This is a genomic window from Mycobacterium neumannii (genome assembly GCF_002245615.1).
Taxonomy (GTDB): domain Bacteria; phylum Actinomycetota; class Actinomycetes; order Mycobacteriales; family Mycobacteriaceae; genus Mycobacterium; species Mycobacterium neumannii_A.
In genome coordinates this window covers 15,365-37,550 of the sequence record NZ_NKCO01000027.1, presented here as the reverse complement: position 1 = coordinate 37,550, position 22,186 = coordinate 15,365, and the positions used below count along the sequence as shown (strand labels likewise).

The window sequence follows — 22,186 nt, the reverse complement described above, 5'->3', positions numbered from 1 at the left end:
TATCCGCGAGTCATTTGCGAGGCGGGCGCAACACGTTCATCGCCAACCGCATTATCGGGGCGGGCACCCGGTCCTTGGCCGAAAGCGCGGCATCGGCGGCCCGACCGCGTAGCGGAGTACCGCGCCCGAACATGCGGTTGAACGGCCCACCGCTCGGTTCGAGGTCGAAGTGCAGCGGGGGCTTCCCGTCGGCGGCGCCGAGCGCATTGGCGATGACGACCCGCTGAATCTCGCTGGTGCCCTCGAAGATGGTGTACAGCTTGGCATCCCGGTACCACTTTTCGACGGGATGGTCGGTGATGTAGCCCCAGCCGCCCATTGTCTGGATGGCGCGTTCGGTGGCGCGGACCGCGACCTCGCTGGCCGCGAGCTTGGACATCGAGCCCTCGCCGCGTTCGAACGGGACACCGCTGGCGGCCATCCACGACGCGCGCCAGGTGAGCAGGCGGGCGCCGTCGAGCGTGGTCGCCAGTTCGGCGAGTGGGAACGCGATCCCCTGGTTGTCGATGATGGGGGCGCCGAACGCCTCTCGGCGGTTGGCGTACTCCGTGGCGTATTCGAGTGCGGCCCGGGCGATCCCGAGGGCCTGGGCGGCGACCATCGGCCGCGTCTGTTCGAAGGTGCCCAGCGTGGCCGAGCCGGAGTGCTTGGCGCCTTCGACGGCTTCGCGGGCTTTGGCCAGCTTGTAGTCGAGTTTCTCCTGGCCGCCGAGCAGGTTGTCGGCGGGGACGCGCACGCCGTTGAACTTCAGCTCCGCGGTGTGCGAGGCGCGGCAGCCGAGCTTGTCGAGCTTGCGGACCATCTCCAGACCCGGGGTGCTGCCGGGGACGATGAAGAGCGCTTGGCCCTTGTGTCCGAGTTCCTGGTCGACGACGGCGTTGACCACGTGCACGTTGGCGATGCCGCCGTTGCCGATCCACATCTTGTGGCCGTCGATGATCCAGTCGTCGCCGTCGCGCCGGGCGTGTGTCCGGAGGTTGCGGACGTCGCTGCCGCCCTCGGGCTCGGAGATCGCCAGTGCCGCCAGCTTCAGATCGCCTGGGGTGCCGAAGCATTCGGGTGCCCACTGGAGCATCTGTTCGGGCGAGGCAGCCTGTCCGATGGCCGACAGCGCGAGTGCGGGCATGACCACGGCAAGGCCGATGCCGGCGCAGCCCCAGAAGAGCTCCTCCATGAATATCGGCAGCGAAAGCCCCGTCGGGTCGCCGATGAGGTCGCGATAGAACAGGGGACTGTAGAAGCCGCGCGTGGCGGCTTCCTCGAGCACCGGCCAGGGGAACTCCTGGCGTTTGTCGTAGTCGAGCGCGACGGGCCGGACCACCTCTTCGGCGAATTCGTGGGTCCGTCGCGCCAGGTCGTGCTGCGCCTCGGTGGGCGTCAGGTCGAAGGCCACGACAGTGTGTTAGCCACGCCTGCGCATTCCGAAACACTTGTTCGCTGAAATGGACGGCCCCCGGATGCCAGGGGGTGCATCCGGGGGCCTGTCTCGCGGGGTAGCTACTTGACGTCTACATAGATCGTCTTGTTGATCACCCGGGTGTTGCGGTCACCGCCGACGCCCAGGCTGTCGGTCTGGGTGTAGGTCTGACCGGGGCGCACCGCCACCACGGACGCCTTGTCCAGCGGGACGTTACCGATGCGGTTCACGATCACGTGGTAGCCCTGAGATTCCAGCTCGCTGATGGTCTGCTGCGCGCTTCCGGGTCCGGATGGTGCGGCCTGGACGGGTGCGGCCAGTCCGATCAGAGCGGCGGCAAGGGCGCTAGCGGCGACGGTAGCGATACCAAACTTCTTCATTTTCGAGCCTTCTTCTTTTGTTCGTTTCGTATCCGAGCCGTGGCATGTGTCGCGGTTCGTAGCTGCAGCTGATCTTGGAAACCACGTGGTCAAAGGTTTTAATTCCGATGGCAGAAATTGATTGCCGGATGGCAGGAATAGTGCTGCGGGGCAGCCGATTGCCCATGTTCGGACGGCCGAACCGGCCCACTGCCGGCGCGGTGAGCGGCGGGGCCGGCCGCACGCTCGCGGTCGCGGGTCGGTTCGCGTCCAGCTACCAGGCGTTCGAACGTATGATCGAACTATGGGCGAGCTGAAAGGCATCGGATACAACGGGCAGCCCGTTCAGCAAGCCTTCCGTCGTGTCGATCCGCCGATCGCCGTGCTCGTCGATCTGGCCGCGGTCTTTCCGCGCGAGCCACACGCCGTCGGCGGCTACAACCCGGCGGGTCTGCAAATGCACGCGGTCGTCGAAGGGCGGCTGACGTGCTGGGGCTTGTGCGAGCAGGGCTACTGGTGGGGGCTGGTGACATACGAAATCGCCTACGGCGCGCGCCGGAAACCCGTCACGCACTGGATCCCCGCATGGACACTCAAGCCCAAGGCGGACTGACCGCGCTCCCACGCATGGCTAAGAAGCCGCCTGACCCAGCCGCCGCTGCGCCTCTCCTGGAGAAATACGCAAGCGCCTGGCCACATCCCGCGGGGTCGCGCTCCGGTCAAGGAGCAGGCGGCCGAACAGCCGCTGCTCGAGCGCCGCGACGCGATTGTCGAGCTTGTCGATCTGTTCGACGAGCGCGTAAAGCTCGGTGCGTGTCAAGCCGTCGAGCCGGACACTCGCAAGCTCTCGGTACAGCGCCTCCAGCGTGGTGAGCAGATCGGAAATTTGATTCGAACGCATGTACGAAAGCCTAGCTCCAGGGTGTGACATTCTGCGAGGAGTTATCCACAGGCAAGGGAATGTATCGGACTACAGTCCGGTTATTCAGTGCATGCCTGCAGTTACCGCCGATACGCTCACCCTTCCCCGCATCACCACCGCCGGACCGTCGGACACCGACCGCCCCGTCCGGTCGATCACCACCGGGCCGCGCGGCTTCGAAGGCGAGGGTTTCCCTGTCGTCCGCGCCTTCGCCGGGGTCTCGGCCGTCGAGCTCGATCCGTTCGTTCACATGGACCAGATGGGCGAGGTGGAGTACGAGCCGGGAGAACCGCGAGGCACCGACTGGCATCCGCACCGCGGGTTCGAAACCGTCACCTACATGATCGACGGCCGATTCGCGCACCAGGACTCCCACGGTGGCGGTGGGCTGATCACCGACGGCGCCACTCAGTGGATGACCGCAGGCTCGGGCATCCTGCACATCGAGACACCACCCGCCGAACTCGTCGAAAGCGGCGGCATGTTCCACGGCATCCAGCTGTGGGTCAACCTACCCCGCAAGGACAAGTTCGCGACGCCGCGATACCAGGCCATCGAGGGCGGCCAGGTCAAGCTGTTGTCGTCCGACGACGGTGGCGCGCTGGTCCGAATCGTCGCCGGTGACGTCGACGGCCACGTCGGCCCTGGTGCGACGCATACCCCGATCACGTTGGCACATGCCACGATTCAACCCGGTGCCCAACTCCACCTGCCCTGGAGACGCGACTTCAACGCGCTGGTCTATGTACTGTCCGGGCGCGGTGCGGTCGGCCCCGTCGCACACCCGATCCACCAGGGCCAACTTGCGGTTCTGGGGCCCGGCGACCGGATCAAGGTGGAAGCACACCGGAGCCAGGACGCTCACCGTCCCGCGCTTGAAGTACTGATCCTCGGCGGCCTCCCGATTCGCGAACCCGTGTTCCAGTACGGCCCGTTCGTGATGAACAGCAAGTCCGAACTCATCGAGGCGCTCGAGGACTACCAGGCAGGCAGGTTCGGACAGATTCCTCCGAACGCCCTCATGCCTCACCGTCATTGATCGACCGCGCCGGTGCACCTTTGGGGTACAGCAGGTTCAGCGCCCCGAGATGGGCAGCGACGGCCACCAAAGGCAGCGCGGCAGGAACCGCGAGGTCGTCGTCGGTGGCCTCGGCGCGCAGCGCCGTCACGAAATCGTCGCTGAGTGGTGGGGGCGGATCGACCGCGCCGCCGGTGACCCTCGCGCAGATCGCCTCGGCGTGGGTTTCGAGCACCTCCCTTGTCCGGGGATAGATTCCGTGCGGCGGGGGAACGACATCGGCGATCAGTTCGGCGGCGGCACGCAGCCGGATGGCCCGGTTCGCCGATCGCACCGCGGGCCCGCGGATATCGGTGGGCCCGCTACCTTCCGAAAGGAACTGTCGCACTGCGTCGTCCACGGTCCGCGTCGCCCGTAGCGCCTGCTGGCTCAACGCGATGACCCGATCGGCGGCCTCCTCCGACGCCCCGCGGGTCACCCTCAGCACCGCGGCCTTGAGGAACGTCGCGCCGACGGCGAACGCGTCGTCGATGGCCCGTCCCAACCGGTTACCCACCCCGCGCGGCCACAACAGGACCGACACCACCACCCCGACGAGTGCGCCGACCACGACATCCTCCACGCGGATCAGCCCGACGCTCCACCCCGTCGGCGCGATCAGGTTGAAGATGATCAGCACCATCATCGTGAACGCGGCCTGGCCGGCGATGAAGGATGCGACCTCAGGAACGAAGGCGGACCCGAAAGCCACCGTCGGCAGGAGCATCCACATGACGACCGGATCGACGCCGACGAGCTCGATGAGCCCTACGCCCAACAGGAATCCGATCGCGGTACCGGCGACCGCCCGTAACATCCGAGTGCCGGTGGTCAGCGCGCTGCTGCGCAGCACCGACATCGCTCCAAGTACGACCCAGAAGCCGTGCTCGAGCGGGAAAAGGTGAGTGACGGCGACCGCCAGCGCCAAGCCGAGCCCCGTGCGAATGCTGTTGCGCAACACCACGGCCCGGGTGGCGAGGAACCCGCGGGTGATCGCTGCGACGGCCGTCGTCTCCGGCATCACCCAGTCGGCGGTGCCGGTCTTGGGCAGGCCACGGCCCAGCACCCGCGCCCACACCGGGCGCGCGTCGGCGGCGGCGGCATTGCGGATGATCCTGCCGGTGACGCCTACCGTCGCCGAAAAGGTACGTCGCGCAAGCAGATTGCGACCGACAGTGAGCGCGTCTGCCTCGCACGACGATGCGAGGATCTCGAGGATGTCCTCGCGGTAGTGCCCCTGGGCGATCTCGCGCAGTTCGGTCAGCGCCGCGTCGAGGTCCGCGGTGCGGGCGGCGCGGGTCGACACGTCGGAGATCTGCAGTACTGCGGCCGAATCGCGCAGCACCCGGATGAGCGGGTATTTCATCTCGCCGAGGAGTTGCCCCGTGCCGTCGGTGATCCGGTCTGACAGCCAACCGAGATCGTCGACCACCCGGACCAGGGCGCGGCTGCCCGCGGTGAGCGCGACGGGTCGGTAGTCGGCACCCAGGAACGTTTCCCACAGTTGGTTCATCGCCCGGGTCACGTTCCTGGCCGGGGTGGTGCCCTGCAAACAGTCGGCCAACCGGTCGCACACGCGCGCGGCACCGCTGCGCAGCTCGTCGTGGTGGCGCGGCGGCAGGAGGAACAGCGCGGCGGGCACACAGAACACCAGAGCTATGAACCAGCCGAGCAGCCGATCGGGTATCGGCCCGGGGGGAGTACACGCGGGCAACACGAACGTCATCAGCGTGGCGCGCTGCCCGGCGGCGATGATCTCGCTGAGCACCCCGGAAAACGTGACCACCAACCCGAGCACGAACATCGCCGCGACGGCGAGCCACGGATGCGGAGCCACCAGCGTGCCGAGCGTGATCAGGACGGCGCCGTTGAAGGCGAGCCCGAGGTAGGCGAGCGCGCGAGCCGGCCGGTTTCCCGGGAAGTCGACCAGGATCAGCAACGCGACCGATCCGAAGATCGTGATCATCGGCGTCTGGGTCCCGCCGCCGACCGCGAAGCTCACCGCGGCGGCGATCGGGAGCACGATCGCCGCGCGGATTGCACGGCGCAGCGCGTCGAGTTCGGGATCGCGCCGTCGCAGTCGGTTCTCCGCGTGGCGCCACACCGGGGCGACGACTTCAGTGAGCGACAACCCCGATGCCCGCGCTAATCACTGTCGGGAACCGTCGCGAACCGACCGTCGTCGAGAGCCTCGCGCAATTCCGCGGAGATCCATCGCAACCCCTCGGGGTCGCGCGGCAACGTCGTCTGCTCATAACCGACGAAGACGTACACCGCACACTCGGCGAAGAGCTGCGCCTGCCTCTTGTGCTGCAAGATCTCGAACGCCGACTCGTACAGGATGTCGAAGCGCTGCTGGTCGACCGCCACCTGTACCTCCTGCACGTGCGGGTCCAGCGCACTCCACACGCGAATGGCGGATTCGGCGCTGTGCGGCACGTCGAAGGCCGACTCGAACAGGGCGTCGATGCGCCGCCGCGGGTTGGGCTCGGCGCGCACCGCTTCGATCACCCGCACGGTGCGTTCCTGTGTCCAGTGTGCGAGCAGTTCCCTGGTGTAGGCGGGCCAGTTCGGGAAGTAGTGGTAGAACGAGCCGGTGGTCACACCGAGGCGTTGACAGACCTCCGCGAGCTTCAGACCTCCGTATCCCAGGTCGGACAGGATCTCGATACCCACGTCGAAGTAACCGTCCCGCGATACGACGCTTCCCATTACGTGGACATTAGTTCTAAGCCGGGCCGATTCTCTACGTTGTATTTCCGACCGCAAAGTCCGCAATTTGCTGATAAAAGGCTGGTCGGAGCCACTGGCGAAGCGGACGTCTGAAGAGGTAAGTGACGTGTGGCACAATTTGACCGTGCCGCATACGGCGAGTAGAGGTCCGGGTCGTCCCCCCGCAGCGAAGGCTGCCGAGACGCGTGAGCGCATCATAGGAGCCGCGCGCGAGGTTTTCAGCGAACTCGGATACGATGCCGCGACCTTCCAGGCGATCGCCATTCGCGCGGATCTGACCCGCCCCGCGATCAACCACTATTTCGCCAATAAGCAGGTTTTATGGCGTGAAGTCGTGCAGCAGACCAACGCCGCGATAGTCAACGCGGGGAAAGCGCGTGCGCAAGACGAAACCAAACTGCTCGCCAGATTGTCGGCGTACTTCACGGCGGCGATGCAGGCCGATTCCGAAGATCGTTCGGCAGCAGCATTTTTGGTGACGTCGGTACTCGAGGCTCAGCGCCATCCGGAGCTCAGCGACGAGGAGCACGACTCACTCAAGCACTCCCGCGAGTTCGTGGCCTGGGCGGTCAACGACGCGATCGCACGCGGCGAGCTCACCACCGACACCGAGGTCGACTCGCTGGTCGAGATGTTGGTCGCGGTGATGTGGGGGATGGGCTTCTACGCCGGCTTCGTCGGCAGCCACGAAGAGCTCAAAGCGGTGGTGCGCCAGTTCGAGCTGCTGATGTCCAACAACCTCTGGCGTCTGCAATCCTGACCGACGCCCCCACGCTCGGTAGCTTGGCTAAGTTTTCGGCTACGATGGCGGACGATGAGTTCGCTGCGCACTGAAGACGACACCTGGGACATCGCCACCAGCGTGGGCACCACCGCGGTGATGGTGGCCTCCGCCCGAGCCGCCGAGACCGAACGCGAGGACGCGCTGATCCGCGATCCCTACGCCAAAGTTCTGGTCGCGGGCGCCGGCGGCGGCGTCTGGGACGTCATGCTCGACCCACAGACCCGCGTCAAGATTGCCGACGCCGATGAAGACGTCGCCGCGATCTTCGAGCACATGGGCAATTACCAGGCGGTTCGGACGCACTTCTTCGACGAGTACTTCACCGATGCCGTCGAGGCCGGTATCCGGCAGGTCGTCATTTTGGCGTCGGGGCTGGACTCGCGTGCGTACCGCCTGCCGTGGCCGGCGGGGACGTCGGTGTTCGAGATCGACCAGCCCAAGGTGCTCGAGTACAAGGCCGCCCGGCTGGCAGAGGAAGGCGCGTTGCCGACCGCCAAGCGCGTCGCGGTGGCCGTCGACCTGCGCCAGGACTGGCCGGGAGCGCTGCAAAAAGCGGGTCTGGACCCCGACGCCCCGACCGCGTGGCTGGCCGAGGGTCTGCTGATGTACCTGCCCGCCGATGCCCAGGACCGGCTCTTCGAGCAGATCACCGCGCTCAGCGCGCCGGGCAGCCGCGTCTCGGTGGAGACGGTCGGAGTGCAGGCCGAGGAGCGACGCGAGCAGATGCGGGAACGTTTCGAGAAAGTGCGCGCGCAGCTCGGCATGGAGGAGTCCGTCGACGTCGCGGAGCTGATGTACAACGACCCCGACCGCGCTGAGGTCTCGGAGTGGCTCGACGCGCACGGCTGGCGGTCGACGGCGGTGACCTCGCAACAGGAGATGCGCCGGTTGGACCGCTGGGTGCTTCCCGAGGAGTACACGAACGACGACGGGTTTTCCGAGTTCGTCATCGCTCAGAAGGTCTGATCTACCGCGCGTCGGGCACCGAAGCCCCGCGAGCGACCGCGTTCGTACGCTGAATCGCGGCGCGTCGACGGGCAAACGCGGTCGCTCGCCGGCTAGCGCGAGGGCTCACGGCCCGCATGCGCGAGGGCTCACGCGGAAAAGGCGCGAGGCCTTCTGGGCGGTTCAACCGGTTGGTTAGGATCGGGGCATTCCTCGGGTCAGGAAGGACTCCCCATGACCGCCGATATCGCCACTCCGGCGCAAGCCACCGAAGACATCCCCAGCATCGTGCGTCGCCTGCGCGAGACCTTCAAAACCGGCCGCACGAGGGACATCGAGTGGCGCATAAGGCAGCTCAAGGCGATCGAACGCCTCGCCGTCGAGAACGAGGAGGCCATCGCCGCCGCGCTCGAACAGGATCTGGGGCGCAACCGTTTCGAGGCGTGGCTGGCCGACATCGCGAGCACCGCCGGTGAGGCCAAGGACGCCGCCAAGAACGTCAAGAAGTGGACCAAGCGCCGCTATCGGCTGCTCGAGATGTCGCAGCTGCCGGGCCGGGGCTGGGTCGAATACGAACCGTTCGGCACGGTGCTGGTCATCGGCGCGTGGAACTTCCCGTTCGTGCTGACGCTCGGCCCGGCGATCGGGGCGATCGCGGCGGGCAACACCGTGGTCCTCAAGCCCTCGGAAGTCTGTCCGGCGTCGTCGGCGCTGATGGCCGAACTGGTGCCGCGCTACCTCGACTCCGACGCGATCGCGGTGGTCGAGGGCGACGGCTCGGTCAGCCAGGAGCTCATCGCGCAGGGCTTCGACCACATCTGCTTCACCGGCGGCACCGAGATCGGCCGCAAGGTCTACGAAGGCGCCGCACCGCATCTGACGCCGGTCACGCTCGAACTCGGCGGGAAGAGCCCGGTGATCGTCTCCGCCGATGCCGACATCGATGTCGCGGCCAAGCGCATCGCGTGGACGAAGCTGATCAACTCCGGGCAGATCTGCATCGCGCCCGACTATGTGCTCGCCGACGCGAAGATCCGCGACAAGCTGGTCGACAAGATCAAAGAGGCGGTGACGACGTTCGAGTCGGAGAACCCCGGCGGCAAACGCATCGTCAACGAACGCCACTTCGGGCGGCTGACCGACGCGTTGGCCGCGACCAAGGGTGAGGTGGTCGTCGGCGGTGGTTCGGACGCGTCGAAGATCAGCATCCAGCCGACCGTCGTCGTCGACCCCGACCCGGCCGAACCGTTGATGACCGACGAGATCTTCGGCCCGATCCTGCCCGTCGTGACGGTCCAATCACTCGACGACGCAATCAGTTTCGTCAATTCGCGGCCGAAGCCGCTGGCGGCCTACCTGTTCACCAAGACGAAGAGCATCAGGGAACGGGTGATCAAGGAGGTGCCGGCCGGCGGGATGGTGGTCAACCACCTGCTGTTCCACTTCGCCACCAACAAGCTGCCGTTCGGCGGCGTCGGGCCCTCGGGCATGGGCGCCTACCACGGCCGCTACGGCTTCGAGCAGTTCAGTCACAAGAAGACCGTGATGACCAAACCGACCCGACCCGATGTCGGCGCGTTCATCTATCCCCCGTATACAGAGAAGGCGCTGAAGCTCGCCAAACGCCTGTTTTAGCGATTCGGGTGTAGTTGGTGGCGGCCAGCGCAACCAACTACACCGAAATCGCGGCGGAATGTGGAAAGGAACCCCATGCCAGGAGTGCAGGATCGCGTCGTCGTCGTCACCGGGGCCGGAGGCGGACTCGGACGCGAATACGCGTTGACGCTCGCCAAAGAGGGCGCCAGCGTCGTCGTCAACGACCTCGGCGGTGCCCGAGACGGCACCGGCGCCGGCCAGAACATGGCCGACCAGGTCGTCCAGGAGATCAAGGACGCCGGTGGCCGCGCGGTCGCCAACTACGACTCGGTCGCCGAGCCCGAGGGCGCCGAGAACATCATCAAGACCGCGCTCGGCGAGTTCGGCAAGGTCGACGGTGTGGTTTCCAACGCGGGCATCCTGCGCGACGGCACATTCCACAAGATGGAGTTCGCCAACTGGGACGCCGTGCTCAAGGTGCACCTGTACGGCGGCTACAACGTGATCCGCGCCGCATGGCCGCACTTCCGGGAGAACGGCTTCGGGCGGGTCGTGGTCGCCACCTCGACCAGCGGTCTGTTCGGAAACTTCGGCCAGGCCAACTACGGCGCCGCCAAGCTCGGCCTCGTCGGCCTGATCAACACGCTGGCCCAGGAGGGCGCGAAGTACAACATCAAGGCCAACGCCGTCGCCCCGATCGCGGCGACCCGGATGACGCAGGACATCCTGCCGCCGGAGGTCTTCGAGAAGCTGACGCCGGAATACGTTGCGCCCGTGGTGGCCTACCTGATGACCGAGGAACTGCCCGACACCGCTTCGGTGTTCATCGTCGGTGGCGGCAAAGTTCAACGGGTAGCGCTGTTCCAGAACGAGGGGCTCACCTTCTCCGAGGTGCCTTCTGTCGACGACATCGCCGCGAAGTGGGGCGAGATCACCGACCTGTCGGCGGCGCAGCGGGCCACCTTCAGCCTCGGCTGAGTTCCATGAAAGCGCTTGTCGCGCAGGAACTCACCGGGCCGGCTGGACTGGCGTACACCGATGTCGATGATGTCGGCGGCGAGGACGTCGTCGTTGTCGACGTCGGTGCGGCCGGCGTCAGCTTCCCGGACCTGTTGCTGCTGCGCGGGGAGTACCAGCTGCGGCTCGAACCGCCGTTCGTTCCCGGCATGGAGGTCGCCGGGGTGGTGCGCTCGGCGCCGTACGAGTCGGAGTTCAAACCCGGGCAGCGGGTGACCGCGCTGTCGATGCTCGGCGGGTGGGCCGAGCGGGTGGCAGTGTCACCCGACAGCCTGACACCGACGCCCGACGGCCTCGACGACGCGGAAGCCGTTGCGCTGCTGGGCAACTACCAGACGATGTACTTCGCGCTGGCCAAGCGGGGCGCGCTGCGACCGGGCGAGACGGTGCTGGTCCTGGGATCGGCGGGCGGTGTGGGCACCGCGGCGGTGCAGATCGCGAAGGCGTTGGGCGCCAGGGTGATCGCGATGGTGCACCGGCCGCACGCGATCGAATTCGTCGAGTCGCTGGGCGCCGACGTCGTGCTACCGCTGACCGACGGCTGGCTGCAGGCGGTCAAGGACGCGACCGACGGCCGCGGTGTCGATCTTGTGGTCGACCCCATCGGCGGCGACGCGTTCGACGACGCGATCCGCGCGCTCGCCGTGGAGGGCAGGCTGCTGGTGATCGGTTTTGCGGCGGGCGGGATTCCGACGGTGAGGGTGAACCGGCTGCTGCTGCGCAATGTGGCGGTGATCGGGGTGGGCTACGGCGAATATGTGAACCGCAAGCCGGGATCGCAGTCGGTGTTCGAGTTCGGCGTCGCGCAGCTTGTCGAGGCGGGATTGCGCCCGCCGCCGCCGATGCGCTTCGCGCTGTCGAAGGGCGCTGAGGCTTTGCAGGCACTCGCGGACGGCGGTGTGCTCGGCAAGGTCGTGTTGGAGCCGTAGATGCCGAAGGCGCTGGCATTCGACGTGTTCGGCACCGTCGTCGACTGGCGTTCGAGCATCATCCGCGAGCTCGAGGAGTTCGGTCGTGCCCATGGCGTGCAACGGGATTGGGCGGCCTTCGCCGACGACTGGCGGGCCGGCTATCCGCCAGCGATGGACCGGGTGCGCCGCGGTGAGCTGCCGTGGACCAAGATCGACGACCTGCACCGCATGATCCTCGTCGAGCTGCTCGACACGGCGGGGATCACGAGCGTCGATGCCGCGGCCGTCGGAAATCTCAACCGGGCCTGGCACCGCCTCGACCCGTGGCCCGACGCCGTGGACGGCCTTACAAGGTTGAAGGCGCGCTACCTCATCACGACGCTGTCCAACGGGAACGTCTCGCTGCTGACGAATATGGCCAAGCGTGCGGGTCTGCCGTGGGATTGTGTGATCTCGGCCGAGCTGTTCTGCCACTACAAACCCGATCCCGAGGCCTATCTCGGGTGCGCTGAGCTGCTCGACGTCGCGCCCGGTGAGCTGATGCTGGTGGCCGCGCACGCCAGCGACCTGCGCGGTGCGAAGCGGGCGGGCCTGATGACCGCCTACGTCGACCGGCCGCTGGAGTACGGGGCGGGCCGCCGCCGCCCGTCGAGGATCGAGGACGGCGAGTTCGACGTCATGGCAGCCGATTTCGCCGACCTGGCCGACCAGCTCGGGGCCTGAACCGCAGGGGTAGCGTGAAAGCGTGACCGATCAGCCGACATCATCGCTGCCGCCTGCGCTGCGCAGGGCGGTCGAGCTGTTCTCCGATCCGCCGGCGCGTCTCGAGGTCCGCGACGGCTACCTGGACCTGCTCGACGACTCGGCATCACCGCAGCAGACACCGCCGGCGAACCGCGGTCTGATCCAGGCCGTGTGGGCGTCGGGTCCGGGGTCGATGTTCTACGACTACGCCCAGGGCATCGCCCGCAGATTCGTGGGCGCCTGGCAGCTGCCGATCGACTGGCTCGACATTCCGAAGGGCGGTATCGCGCTCGACATCGGAAGCGGGCCGGGCAACGTCACCGCCTCGCTGGCCCGCGCGGCGGGACCGGGCGGGTTGGCGCTGGGCATCGACATCTCGAAACCGATGCTGACGCGGGCGGTCAGCGCGCAGGCCGGGCCCAACGTCGGATTCCTGCGGGCGGACGCCCAGCGGTTGCCGTTTGGGGACGAGACCTTCGACGCGGTGACGTCGCTGGCGGTGGTGCAGCTGATCCCCGAGCCGTCGTCGGCGGTGGCCGAGATGTACCGCGTGCTGCGGCCGGGCGGCCGGATCGCGATCATGGCGCCCACGGTCGGCAATGTGCCGCCGCCGCTGCGATGGTTGTCCAGCGGCGGGGCCCGCTTCTTCGCCGAAGACGAACTCGGCGACATGTTCGAGCAACGCGGGTTCGTCGGCGTGCGCACCAAGTCCGTCGGCAACCTCCAGTGGGTGCGGGCCCGGCGCCCGTGAGCCGACCGCGGCCGAGCCGCTACGACCACACGTAGATTCAACACATGACCACCGGCGGGATCGTGCTTGTCGCGTTGGCCATCGCGGTCGGCATCGTCGGCATCGTGGTGCCGGTGCTTCCCGGGACACTGCTGGTCTTCGGGGCGATCGCGGTGTGGGCGCTCGTCGAGCGGGAACCCGCCGCGTGGGTGACGCTGGCCGTGGCGACCGTGCTGCTCGGTGCTGCGGCGCTGATCAAGTACACGTGGCCGGTGCGACGGATGCGGGAGGCCGATGTGCGCACCCTGAGCCTGGTCGCGGGCGGAGCGCTCGGCGTGGTCGGCTTCTTCGTGATCCCCATACTCGGACTCCCGATCGGCTTCGTGCTGGGCATCTATCTCTCTGAACTGACCAACCGGCACGACCGGCGCGTGGCGTGGGTGTCGACGAAGCATGCGCTCAAGGGCGTCGCCTTGTCGGTCGGCGTCGAAATGGCCGGCGCATTGCTCGCCACCGTCGTTTGGGTCATCGGGGTGTACCTGACGCAGTAGCTTGCAGGCATGGCCAAGCTGCGTTTCGGATACTTCATCGCACCGTTTCACCGCGCCGGCACCAACCCGACGCTCGCGCTGCAGCGCGATCTGGAGCTCATCGAGCACCTCGACGCGCTGGGCTTCGACGAGGCGTGGATCGGCGAGCACCATTCTGCGGGAAGCGAGATCATCAGCTCACCCGAGGTGTTCATCGCGGCGGCCGCGCAGCGCGCCAAGCGGATCCGGTTCGGCACCGGCGTCATCTCGCTGGCGTACCACAACCCGCTGTGGGCGGCCGACCGGCTGATGCTGCTCGACCACCTCACCCACGGCCGCATCATCGGCGGCATGGGGCCCGGCTCGCTGCCCACCGACTCGGCGATGATCGGCCTGACGCCCACCGACACCCGTGAACTTCTGGAGACCAACCTCGACATCGTCGTGCGGTTGCTCAAGGGCGAAACGGTCTCGGCCAAGACCGCCACCCACGAACTCCACGACGCCAGACTGCAACTGGCGCCTTATGCGGAGGACGGCATCCCGCTCAGTGTCGCCGCGGTGGCCTCGCCGACCGGGGCGCGGCTGGCAGGCAAGCACGGAATCGGCCTGCTGTCGATCGGTGCGACGCTCGTCGTCGAGGGATTCGATGCGCTCGCGCATCACTGGGGGATCGCCGAGGAACGGGCGGCCGCGTTCGGCACCACGGTCGACCGCCGCAACTGGTCGCTGGTGTGCCCCATGCACATCGCCGAAACCGACGAACAAGCGCGCGCCGACGTCCGCTTCGGTATCGAGCCGTGGTTCAACTACTTCCAGAAGGTCGCCGCATTCCCGCAGATGACGATTCCCGGGGACCGGATCGACGACATGATCGACATCATCAACAACGCGGGCGCCGGAGTGATCGGAACACCCGAACGAGCCCGCGCCCAGGTGCAGCGGCTGTGGGATCAGTCCGGCGGCTTCGGGTGCATGCTCCAGATGGGCCACGAATGGGCCAATCCCGCCGCCACCAAGCGCAGCGCGGAACTGTTCGCCGCCGAGGTCATACCGCACTTCCAGGGTCAGGCCCAGCCGACGCTCGACGCCGCGGCGCGCGCCCGCGATGTGCGCGAGAACCTGGCCCAGACGCAGCTGTCCGCGATCGAGCACATGACGCAGAAGTACGAGGCCGAAAAAGGCGGGGCCTGACCGGATTTCAGCCGAGCAGGACGGTGCGCAGCCGCACGACCTCATCGTCGGTGACGCCGGCGGCCTCGAGGTAGCCCCGCACCGAGCCGTAGTTCTCGACGATCGAGCGTCGGGCGGTTTCGAGGTAGTCCTCGCGCACGCCGAGCACCTCCTCGGTAAGCCGCGCCTCGGCGAAGGTGACGATTTCGTCGGTGGTGTCCTCTGACCGGTTGCGGATCGACTCGAGGATGCTTTCGCGAAGCTGCGGTACTGCCTCGTTACTGCGCAGGAAGTCGGCCAGGATGGCATCGCGCTGCACACCGACCGCCTCGAGCACGGTTGCGACCGTGAAGCCCGTGCGGTCCTTACCGGCGAAGCAGTGCGCGATGACCGGGCGCTGCCCGGCGAGCATCGAAATGACCTGGCGCACAGCCAAATGCGCACCGGGCAGCGTCGGGAACTTCTGGTACTCCTCGGTCATGAACCGGCCCGCAGCCACCGCCACGTCTTCGTCGTCGGGTTTTTCGGTCATCATGCGCTGGAAGCTCTGCTCATGCGGCGCCTCCGCGCCGGGTTTGGCAAGCTCGTGAAACGGCAGCCGGTGTATCGCGACGCCGTCGGGCACCCGCCCGGGCCCGCGCCGCTCGACCTCACGATCCGAGCGCAGGTCGGCGACATCGGTGATGTTCAACCGGCGCAACAGCTCGCGGCCCACCTCGTCCAGACCGCTCAGCTCGCTGGACCGGAAGAACTGCCCGGGTCTGATACCGGTCTCCTCGGAGATGTCGCGGAAGTTCCACGCCCCTGACAGGGCGTCGGGGTTGCCCGCCACCTATCCGGCTCCTCCGGCCACCGCCGCGCCTCCGGCCGCCGCGGGACCCGATTGGCGGCTCGCCGCTGGACCCGATTGGCGGCTCGCCGCGGGACCCGATTGGCGGCTCGCCGCCGTCGCGAAAGCGCTTTTCTCCCTGCCGAGTTCGGCGCGGGCGATGGTCCGCATATGCACCTCGTCCGGCCCGTCGAACAGCCGCATCGCGCGGTGCCAGGCGTACAGCCGGGCCAGGGGCACGTCGTCACAGATCCCCATACCGCCGTGCACCTGGATCGCACGGTCGATGACGTCACACGCCATCTGCGGGGCGACCGCCTTGATCTGGGCGACCAGCACCTGCGCGTCCTTGCTCTTATTGCCCTGCTCGTCGATGGTCCACGCCGCCTTGTGGCACAGCAGGCGGGCCTGGTCGATCTGGTTGCGCGACTTGGCGATCGACTCGCGCACCACCCCCTGCTCGGACAGCGGCTTGCCGAACGCCACGCGGTTCTGCACACGGTCGATCATCAACGCCAGCGCCCGCTCGGCCGCGCCGATCGCGCGCATGCAGTGGTGGATACGCCCCGGGCCGAGGCGGGCCTGGGCGATCGCGAACCCGCTGCCCTCTTCGTGGAGCAGGTTCTCGGCCGGCACCCTCGCGTTGTCGAAGACGATCTCGCAATGCCCGTGCTGGTCTTGGTAGCCGAACACCGGAAGCGAACGTTGGATGTCGACGCCCGGGGTGTCGGTCGGCACGAGGATCATCGACTGCTGCTGGTGGCTGGCCGCATCCGGATTCGTGCGGCCCATCACGATCATGATCTTGCAGCGCGGATCGGCCGCGCCGGTGATCCACCACTTGCGACCGTTGATGACGTAGTCGTCGCCGTCGCGCAGCATCGTGGTCTCGATGTTGCGGGCGTCGCTGGAGGCGACCGCGGGTTCGGTCATCGCGAAGGCGCTGCGGATCTCGCCGGCCAGCAGCGGTTCGAGCCATTGCTTGCGCTGCTGCTCATTGGCGAACAGGTGCAGCGTCTCCATGTTGCCGGTGTCGGGGGCCGCGCAGTTGGTGACCTCGGGCGCGATCTCCATGCTCCAACCGGTCAGCTCGGCAAGCTGCGCGTACTCGAGGTTGCTCAGACCCGACTCGGCGGGCAGGAACAGATTCCACAGCCCGCGTTCCTTGGCGAGCTTCTTGAGGTCCTCGACGATCGGCGGAACGGTGTGGTCCTTGGGACCGGCCTCTTCGCGGTAGCGGTGGTACTCGGCTTCGGCGGGGAAGACGGATTCCGTCATGAATTCGCCCAGGCGCTGGTGGTAGTCCTGAGCCTTGGCCGACATCGCGAAGTCCATGCCCGCCACGATATGTCACCTCCTCAGACGGGTTTGTGCTGCGTCGGGCTTTGCCCGGACTCCCACTTGGCCTCCAGGCTGCGGGTCACCTGGGTGCCCGCTGCGTATTCGACCTGGAACGTCGTACCGTCGTCGAGCTCGTAGGTGATGACGGCCGTGCCGTCGTTGACGTCCTTATGCACCACCTTGGACGGGACGGGTTCGGCGCCGCGGTCGACGAGGACGATGTCGCCGGGCGTGACGTCCTCGATGCGGTCGTTCTCGGAGATGTTCGACATCCATCGACCGTAGCAACGTCGCTGGCGCGAGGGTTCGCGCACTCTGCGATGCCTCCGTCCCGATGGACCCCGAAATACGCTGACAGCGAACCTATTTCACGGCGCCGGTGTGGCCACAATCACGTTCGTTTAGCTTGCCTTCGCACCGAGAAAGGCCGAGTATCGAATACGTAATCTGGACTGAATCCAAACTAAGCGATAAGGATGGTGCTCGCGAATGGCATTGTTGACAATCGGTGACCAGTTCCCCAGGTACGACATGGCGGCGGTGGTCGGCGGTGACCTCTCCGAGGTCGATGCCAAGCAGCCCGATGACTATTTCACCCGCGTGACCAGCGAGGACCACGAGGGCAAGTGGCGGATCGTCTTCTTCTGGCCGAAGGACTTCACCTTTGTGTGCCCGACGGAGATCGCCACGTTCGGCAAGCTCAACGACGACTTCGAGGACCGCGACGCGAAGGTCATCGGCGTGTCCGTCGACAACGAGTTCGTCCACTTCCAGTGGCGCGCTCAGCACGAGGACCTCAAGAAGCTGCCGTTCCCGATGGCTTCGGACCTCAAGCGCGAGTTGTCGCTGGCGACCGGTGTGCTCAACGCCGACGGCGTGGCCGACCGGGCGACGTTCATCATCGACCCGAACAACGAGATCCAGTTCGTGTCGGTGACGGCAGGATCCGTGGGCCGCAACGTCGACGAGGTGCTGCGCGTGCTCGACGCGCTGCAGTCCGACGAGCTGTGCGCCTGCAACTGGAAGAAGGGTGATCCCACGATCAAGCCGGCCGAGCTGCTGGCAGAGGCGGTGTAACCATGAGCATCGACAGCATCAAGGAAGCGCTTCCGGAGTACGCCAAGGACCTGAAGCTCAACTTCGGCAGCATCGTCAAGACGACCGAGCTGTCCGAGGAGCAGTTGTGGGGCGCCCTGGTGGCGACCGCCGCGGCGACCAAAAACGAGCGACTGATGCGTGAGATCGCCGAGGACGCTCTGGACATCCTGAGCCAGGAGGCCTACAACGCCGCCCTCGGGGCGGCCGCGATCATGGGGATGAACAACGTCTTCTACCGCACCAAGGGCCAGCTCGACGGCGCCTATGACGACCTGCGGGCCGGGCTGCGGATGAACATCATCGGCAATCCCGGTGTCGCCAAGGAGGATTTCGAGCTGTGGTCGCTGGCGGTGTCGGCGATGAACGGATGCGGCCATTGCGTCGCAGCGCACGAGAAGACCCTGCGCGACGCTGACGTGTCACGCACGGTCATCTTCGAGGCGATCCGGTTGGCCTCGATCGTCTCCGGCGTGGGCCAGGCGCTGCAGACCGCCGAGGTCCTGACCTCGGTCTGACCTGACACGAGAAAGCGGGGGCACCGGTAGGGTGCCCCCGCTTCGCTCGTTGCGCCTCAGCGGTGCCAGGTCGGCTGCTCCACCTCGATATGGTCGATCCGGTGGCCGTGCGTTCCCGACTGGACTCCAGGAGCGTGGACGTTCGGCGTGGCGACGATGCCCGGCCGCGGGGTGTTGTCGGGGGTGTAGGTACCCGCGCTGGCGGCTCCGGCGAAACCGAGTGCCCCGGCGAGGATTCCGGCCCCGAGGACCGGCAGCGCGACGACGCGGGCGAAGCGGCGAGTGGTGTTAGTGTTCATTTCGAATTCTCCTTTGGTTCTTGCTTTTTGGTCTGGCCGACCGGGTAATTCCGGCGATGACTCAAGAGTGCTGCAGCGCGGGCCCGTTGTATGTCCGGCGAACGGCGGTCGAACCGGATGAATCTCGTGTCCCCCAAATGGGGGAAGTGAACGCGCCGCTATGCCAAGCTGATCGCGTGGTGAGCAGCACGGCCGGTGACAAGATCCGGGTGGTGGTGGGTGACGACCATCCGATGTTTCGCGACGGGGTGGTCCGCGCGCTGGTCTCCAGCGGCCAGATCGAGGTGGTTGCCGAGGCCGACGACGGAGCGACCGCGCTCCAGGCCATCCGCGAGCATTCCCCGCAGGTGGCCCTGCTGGACTACCGGATGCCGGGCATCGACGGGTCCGAGGTGGCGGCCGCTGTCATACGGGACGAGCTGCCCACCCGGGTGCTGCTCGTCTCCGCGCACGACGAGTCCGCGATCGTGTATCAGGCACTGCAGAACGGCGCGGCGGGATTCCTGCCCAAGGAATCCACTAGGGCGGAGCTCGTCAACGCAGTACTCGATTGCGCCAAGGGACGAGATGTCGTCGCACCGAGCCTGGCCGCCGGCCTGGCCGGTGAGATCCGCAAGCGCTCCGAACCCAACGGCCCGACGCTGAGCCCGAGGGAACGCGAGGTGCTCCGGCTGATCGCGTCCGGGACCAGCATCCCGGCGATGGCCAAGCAGCTGTTCCTGGCGCCATCGACGGTGAAGACCCACGTGCAGCGGCTTTACGAGAAGCTCGGCGTCAACGACCGTGGCGCGGCCGTCGCCGAGGCGATGCGCCGCAAGCTGCTGGACTGACGCCGTCGTGGTGGACCGGATCGCGGGCTTCTTCGCTGCGGAGCCCGTGCGCGTTTCCGCGGTGCTGCGGCTGCCGCTGCTCGCGCTGATCGCTGTGCTGGTGCTGATCTGGGAGGTCGACCACTGGCTTCCCGGGCTGTACGCGGTGGTGCTCGGGATATGGGCGGTGGCGGCCGTGCTGTGGCTCGTCGCGGTGTTGCGCGGCCCGGTGCCCTGGTGGGGAGGCTGGGCGTCCACCGGCGTCGACGTCCTGATGATCCTGGTGCTGTGCCTGGTCTCCGGTGGCGCCACCGCCGCGCTGCTCCCCGTCTTCTTCCTGCTGCCCATCGCGGTCGCGTTCCAGGACCGACCCATGCTGACCGCGCTGCTCGGAATCGGCACGGCGACGGCCTATCTCGGGGCCTGGGTGGTGTACTCAAAACGCGACGACTCGGTCGGGTTGCCCGATGTCGTCTACACCCAGTTCGGCTTCCTGGTGTGGGGCGCGGTGGCGATGACCGCACTGTGCGTCGTGCTGGTCCGCCGCCAGGCCCGGGTGGCGAAGCTGCAGGCGGTGCGGCGCCAACTGGTCTCCGAGGCGATGCAGGCCGACGAGCGCCACAACCGGGAGGTCGCCGAGAATCTCCACGACGGACCGCTGCAGACACTGCTCGCGGCGCGCCTCGAACTCGACGAACTTCAGGAACACAACGACGATCCCGCGTTGGAAGCGGTTCGCGAGGCGTTGCAGCAGACCGCCGCGGCGCTGCGCTCGACGGTGACCCAATTGCACCCTCAAGTGCTGGCCCAGCTGGGTCTCACTCCAGCGCTACGAGAGTTGTTGCGACAGTTCGAATCCCGCGGTCACTACGAGATCGAGGCGGACCTCGACGATGTGGGCAAGCCCGACTCGCAGCAGTTGCTCTATCGGGCGGCCCGCGAACTGCTGGCCAACATCCACAAGCACGCCGACGCGACAACGGTGCGGGTGGGACTGACGCGGCGAGGGGACCGAGTCGTGCTGACGGTCTCCGACGACGGCAAGGGGTTCGACCCGGCGATCATCGAGCAGTACGTCGCCGACGGTCATATCGGCCTGGGCTCACTGCTGGTCCGGTTCGACGCCATGGGCGGGTCAATGCGGGTGAATTCGGAACAGGGCTACGGCACGCAGGTCACGGTTACCTCGCCGCCCGAACCGTCGCTCGGTGAACCGGCCGAGATCAGGACGTGAGGCCGCGGGCGATGACGAGGCGCTGAATCTGGTTGGTGCCCTCGAAGATCTGGGTGATCTTCGCTTCCCGCATGTACCGCTCGACGCGGTAGTCGCGGGTGTAACCGGCACCGCCGAACACCTGCACCGCGTCGGTGGTCACCTGCATAGCGGCGTCGGTGGCGATCAGCTTGGCGACGCTGGCTTGCTGTGAGTACGGCCGGCCCTGATCGCGTCGACGCGCCGCGTCCAGGTACGTAGCCCGCGCACTGGCGACCGCGGCGGCCATGTCGGCCACCAGGAAGCCGAGGCCCTGATGGTCGATGATCCTGCGCCCGAACGTCGTTCGCTCGTTGGCGTAGGCGACCGCCTCCTCGAGCGCGGCCTGGGCCAGCCCGGTGGCGACCGCGGCGATGCCCAGCCGCCCGGAATCTAGTGCGGAGAAGGCGATCTGCAGGCCTTGGCCCTCGGCGCCGATCAGCCGGTCCGCGTCGATGTGGGCGTCGGAGTAGAACGCTGAGGTGGTCGGGATCGCGTGCAGGCCCATCTTCTCCTCGGGCTTGCCGAAGCTCAGTCCGGGCAAGTCACCGGGCACCAGGAAACACGAAATGCCCTTCGAGCCCTCGCCCGTGCGCGCGAACAACGTGTAGAAATCGGCACGCCCGCCGTGGGTGATCCACGACTTGGAGCCGTTGATGACATAGCCGTCTTCGGCTTTGGCAGCCGCGCAGCGCAACGCCGCTGCGTCCGAACCAGCCTGCGGCTCCGACAGGCTGTAGGCCCCGATCTGCTCACCCGACAACATGCCGGGCAGCCAGCGCCGCTTCTGCTCTTCGGCGCCGAACATCAGCAGGGGATGCGACGACAGGCTGTGCACGCTGACCGCCACCGCGACGGCCGCCCACCGGGCCGCCAACTCCTCGAGCACCTGGAGGTAGATCTCGTAGGGAACCCCACCACCGCCCCACTCCTCGGGCTGGGGCAGGCTCAGCAGTCCGGCCGCACCCAGCTGCGCCATCACGCCTTCGGGATAGCGTTCAGCCTTCTCGTAATCGTCGACGATCGGGTCGAGCACCTTGTCGGCGATGTCGCGGGTCAGCGCGATCAGATCATCGGCGTCCGGGGTGGGCAGCAGCCGGTCGACAGCCATCCGATGGCCTCCCG

24 protein-coding genes and 1 pseudogene are annotated in these 22,186 nt (G+C 67.1%); 15 read left to right on the top strand and 10 right to left on the bottom strand.

What is annotated here, in order from left to right; genetic code table 11:
- Positions 1–10 precede the first annotated feature (10 nt).
- Both CEX88_RS22845 and CEX88_RS22840 read right to left on the bottom strand, forming a co-directional pair.
- A complete protein-coding gene (locus tag CEX88_RS22845) occupies positions 11–1,393 on the bottom strand; it encodes an acyl-CoA dehydrogenase family protein (protein WP_094295251.1) in 1,383 nt (460 codons plus the stop codon).
- Positions 1,394–1,497: 104 nt separating this feature from the next.
- Positions 1,498–1,797, bottom strand: coding sequence for a hypothetical protein (locus CEX88_RS22840; RefSeq protein WP_094295250.1), 300 nt, complete (start codon positions 1,795–1,797; stop codon positions 1,498–1,500).
- 283 nt (positions 1,798–2,080) lie between these two features.
- On the opposite strand from CEX88_RS22840, the gene CEX88_RS22835 reads away from it, so the two are divergent.
- Positions 2,081–2,389: a hypothetical protein gene (locus CEX88_RS22835; protein WP_064394645.1), complete on the top strand. Its 309-nt coding sequence runs from the start codon at positions 2,081–2,083 to the stop codon at positions 2,387–2,389.
- An 18-nt stretch (positions 2,390–2,407) separates the two neighbouring features.
- Here the strand turns inward: CEX88_RS22835 and CEX88_RS22830 are convergent, their stop codons facing one another.
- Complete coding sequence (locus tag CEX88_RS22830; protein WP_094295249.1) at positions 2,408–2,677, bottom strand: hypothetical protein; 270 nt, start codon at positions 2,675–2,677, stop codon at positions 2,408–2,410.
- Between the two features lie 91 nt (positions 2,678–2,768).
- Between CEX88_RS22830 and CEX88_RS22825 the strand changes: the two genes are divergently transcribed.
- Positions 2,769–3,737 (top strand): pirin family protein, encoded by a 969-nt coding sequence (locus tag CEX88_RS22825; RefSeq protein WP_094295248.1) that lies wholly within the window; start codon positions 2,769–2,771, stop codon positions 3,735–3,737.
- Here the strand turns inward: CEX88_RS22825 and CEX88_RS22820 are convergent.
- On the bottom strand, positions 3,718–5,886 hold the full coding sequence (locus tag CEX88_RS22820; protein ID WP_202931620.1) for an FUSC family protein: 2,169 nt from the start codon (positions 5,884–5,886) through the stop codon (positions 3,718–3,720). The two genes, CEX88_RS22825 and CEX88_RS22820, sit on opposite strands and share 20 nt — an antisense overlap.
- A 14-nt stretch (positions 5,887–5,900) precedes the next feature.
- Positions 5,901–6,467, bottom strand: coding sequence for a TetR/AcrR family transcriptional regulator (locus CEX88_RS22815; protein WP_094295246.1), 567 nt, complete (start codon positions 6,465–6,467; stop codon positions 5,901–5,903).
- A gap of 145 nt (positions 6,468–6,612) precedes the next feature.
- On the opposite strand from CEX88_RS22815, the gene CEX88_RS22810 reads away from it, so the two are divergent.
- The 9 genes from CEX88_RS22810 (at position 6,613) to CEX88_RS22770 (ending at position 14,939) form a co-directional block, all read left to right on the top strand.
- A complete protein-coding gene (locus CEX88_RS22810) occupies positions 6,613–7,248 on the top strand; it encodes a TetR/AcrR family transcriptional regulator (RefSeq protein ID WP_094295269.1) in 636 nt (211 codons plus the stop codon).
- Between the two features lie 54 nt (positions 7,249–7,302).
- Complete coding sequence (locus CEX88_RS22805; RefSeq protein ID WP_094295245.1) at positions 7,303–8,238, top strand: class I SAM-dependent methyltransferase; 936 nt, start codon at positions 7,303–7,305, stop codon at positions 8,236–8,238.
- A gap of 213 nt (positions 8,239–8,451) precedes the next feature.
- Entirely contained in the window at positions 8,452–9,852 is a 1,401-nt protein-coding gene (locus tag CEX88_RS22800) for an aldehyde dehydrogenase family protein (protein ID WP_066842021.1), read from the top strand.
- A 75-nt stretch (positions 9,853–9,927) separates the two neighbouring features.
- Positions 9,928–10,791, top strand: a complete 864-nt coding sequence (locus CEX88_RS22795; RefSeq protein ID WP_094295244.1) for an SDR family NAD(P)-dependent oxidoreductase — start codon at positions 9,928–9,930, stop codon at positions 10,789–10,791.
- A 5-nt stretch (positions 10,792–10,796) separates the two neighbouring features.
- Entirely contained in the window at positions 10,797–11,759 is a 963-nt protein-coding gene (locus CEX88_RS22790; RefSeq protein ID WP_094295243.1) for an NADPH:quinone oxidoreductase family protein, read from the top strand.
- Positions 11,760–12,464 (top strand): haloacid dehalogenase type II, encoded by a 705-nt coding sequence (locus tag CEX88_RS22785; protein WP_066842017.1) that lies wholly within the window; start codon positions 11,760–11,762, stop codon positions 12,462–12,464.
- A gap of 22 nt (positions 12,465–12,486) precedes the next feature.
- A complete protein-coding gene (locus CEX88_RS22780) occupies positions 12,487–13,236 on the top strand; it encodes a methyltransferase domain-containing protein (protein WP_094295242.1) in 750 nt (249 codons plus the stop codon).
- 44 nt (positions 13,237–13,280) lie between these two features.
- Positions 13,281–13,766: a DUF456 domain-containing protein gene (locus tag CEX88_RS22775; protein ID WP_066842012.1), complete on the top strand. Its 486-nt coding sequence runs from the start codon at positions 13,281–13,283 to the stop codon at positions 13,764–13,766.
- Positions 13,767–13,775: 9 nt separating this feature from the next.
- Entirely contained in the window at positions 13,776–14,939 is a 1,164-nt protein-coding gene (locus CEX88_RS22770) for an LLM class flavin-dependent oxidoreductase (protein ID WP_066842010.1), read from the top strand.
- 7 nt (positions 14,940–14,946) lie between these two features.
- Here CEX88_RS22770 and CEX88_RS22765 read toward each other — a convergent pair whose 3' ends face one another.
- The 3 genes and pseudogenes from CEX88_RS22765 to CEX88_RS22755 all read right to left on the bottom strand — a co-directional run bounded on the left by CEX88_RS22765 (position 14,947) and on the right by CEX88_RS22755 (position 17,360).
- Positions 14,947–15,750 (bottom strand): tyrosine-protein phosphatase, encoded by an 804-nt coding sequence (locus tag CEX88_RS22765; RefSeq protein WP_068196403.1) that lies wholly within the window; start codon positions 15,748–15,750, stop codon positions 14,947–14,949.
- Between the two features lie 105 nt (positions 15,751–15,855).
- Positions 15,856–17,070 (bottom strand): annotated as a pseudogene (locus CEX88_RS22760) (acyl-CoA dehydrogenase family protein); the annotation flags it as partial.
- A 35-nt stretch (positions 17,071–17,105) separates the two neighbouring features.
- Entirely contained in the window at positions 17,106–17,360 is a 255-nt protein-coding gene (locus tag CEX88_RS22755) for a hypothetical protein (protein WP_094295240.1), read from the bottom strand.
- Positions 17,361–17,577: 217 nt separating this feature from the next.
- Here CEX88_RS22755 and CEX88_RS22750 point away from each other — a divergent pair, with 217 nt between their 5' ends.
- The gene (locus CEX88_RS22750; RefSeq protein ID WP_064394629.1) at positions 17,578–18,165 is read left to right on the top strand and encodes a peroxiredoxin; all 588 of its coding nucleotides are present in this window, start codon (positions 17,578–17,580) and stop codon (positions 18,163–18,165) included.
- A 2-nt stretch (positions 18,166–18,167) separates the two neighbouring features.
- Positions 18,168–18,701, top strand: a complete 534-nt coding sequence (gene ahpD, locus CEX88_RS22745; RefSeq protein WP_094295239.1) for an alkyl hydroperoxide reductase AhpD — start codon at positions 18,168–18,170, stop codon at positions 18,699–18,701.
- Between the two features lie 56 nt (positions 18,702–18,757).
- On the opposite strand, the gene CEX88_RS22740 is transcribed toward ahpD, so the two are convergent.
- Positions 18,758–19,000 (bottom strand): hypothetical protein, encoded by a 243-nt coding sequence (locus CEX88_RS22740; RefSeq protein WP_066841998.1) that lies wholly within the window; start codon positions 18,998–19,000, stop codon positions 18,758–18,760.
- A gap of 179 nt (positions 19,001–19,179) precedes the next feature.
- On the opposite strand from CEX88_RS22740, the gene CEX88_RS22735 reads away from it, so the two are divergent.
- Together CEX88_RS22735 and CEX88_RS22730 are read left to right on the top strand one after the other, a co-directional pair.
- Positions 19,180–19,830 (top strand): response regulator transcription factor, encoded by a 651-nt coding sequence (locus CEX88_RS22735; RefSeq protein WP_197696723.1) that lies wholly within the window; start codon positions 19,180–19,182, stop codon positions 19,828–19,830.
- Positions 19,831–19,837: 7 nt separating this feature from the next.
- Positions 19,838–21,043 (top strand): sensor histidine kinase, encoded by a 1,206-nt coding sequence (locus CEX88_RS22730; protein ID WP_066841996.1) that lies wholly within the window; start codon positions 19,838–19,840, stop codon positions 21,041–21,043.
- Here the strand turns inward: CEX88_RS22730 and CEX88_RS22725 are convergent.
- Positions 21,033–22,172, bottom strand: coding sequence for an acyl-CoA dehydrogenase family protein (locus CEX88_RS22725; RefSeq protein ID WP_094295238.1), 1,140 nt, complete (start codon positions 22,170–22,172; stop codon positions 21,033–21,035). The two genes, CEX88_RS22730 and CEX88_RS22725, sit on opposite strands and share 11 nt — an antisense overlap.
- Positions 22,173–22,186: the final 14 nt, after the last annotated feature.

What these genes read in the sequence shown, in the direction of transcription:
- CEX88_RS22840 (WP_094295250.1), bottom strand. Translation starts at nt 1,797, where the DNA reads ATGAAGAAGTTTGGTATCGCTACCGTCGCCGCTAGCGCCCTTGCCGCC.
- CEX88_RS22835 (WP_064394645.1), top strand. Translation starts at nt 2,081, where the DNA reads ATGGGCGAGCTGAAAGGCATCGGATACAACGGGCAGCCCGTTCAGCAA.
- CEX88_RS22830 (WP_094295249.1), bottom strand. Translation starts at nt 2,677, where the DNA reads ATGCGTTCGAATCAAATTTCCGATCTGCTCACCACGCTGGAGGCGCTG.
- CEX88_RS22825 (WP_094295248.1), top strand. Translation starts at nt 2,769, where the DNA reads ATGCCTGCAGTTACCGCCGATACGCTCACCCTTCCCCGCATCACCACC.
- CEX88_RS22815 (WP_094295246.1), bottom strand. Translation starts at nt 6,467, where the DNA reads ATGGGAAGCGTCGTATCGCGGGACGGTTACTTCGACGTGGGTATCGAG.
- CEX88_RS22805 (WP_094295245.1), top strand. Translation starts at nt 7,303, where the DNA reads ATGAGTTCGCTGCGCACTGAAGACGACACCTGGGACATCGCCACCAGC.
- CEX88_RS22800 (WP_066842021.1), top strand. Translation starts at nt 8,452, where the DNA reads ATGACCGCCGATATCGCCACTCCGGCGCAAGCCACCGAAGACATCCCC.
- CEX88_RS22795 (WP_094295244.1), top strand. Translation starts at nt 9,928, where the DNA reads ATGCCAGGAGTGCAGGATCGCGTCGTCGTCGTCACCGGGGCCGGAGGC.
- CEX88_RS22790 (WP_094295243.1), top strand. Translation starts at nt 10,797, where the DNA reads ATGAAAGCGCTTGTCGCGCAGGAACTCACCGGGCCGGCTGGACTGGCG.
- CEX88_RS22785 (WP_066842017.1), top strand. Translation starts at nt 11,760, where the DNA reads ATGCCGAAGGCGCTGGCATTCGACGTGTTCGGCACCGTCGTCGACTGG.
- CEX88_RS22775 (WP_066842012.1), top strand. Translation starts at nt 13,281, where the DNA reads ATGACCACCGGCGGGATCGTGCTTGTCGCGTTGGCCATCGCGGTCGGC.
- CEX88_RS22770 (WP_066842010.1), top strand. Translation starts at nt 13,776, where the DNA reads ATGGCCAAGCTGCGTTTCGGATACTTCATCGCACCGTTTCACCGCGCC.
- CEX88_RS22755 (WP_094295240.1), bottom strand. Translation starts at nt 17,360, where the DNA reads ATGTCGAACATCTCCGAGAACGACCGCATCGAGGACGTCACGCCCGGC.
- CEX88_RS22750 (WP_064394629.1), top strand. Translation starts at nt 17,578, where the DNA reads ATGGCATTGTTGACAATCGGTGACCAGTTCCCCAGGTACGACATGGCG.
- ahpD (WP_094295239.1), top strand. Translation starts at nt 18,168, where the DNA reads ATGAGCATCGACAGCATCAAGGAAGCGCTTCCGGAGTACGCCAAGGAC.
- CEX88_RS22740 (WP_066841998.1), bottom strand. Translation starts at nt 19,000, where the DNA reads ATGAACACTAACACCACTCGCCGCTTCGCCCGCGTCGTCGCGCTGCCG.
- CEX88_RS22725 (WP_094295238.1), bottom strand. Translation starts at nt 22,172, where the DNA reads ATGGCTGTCGACCGGCTGCTGCCCACCCCGGACGCCGATGATCTGATC.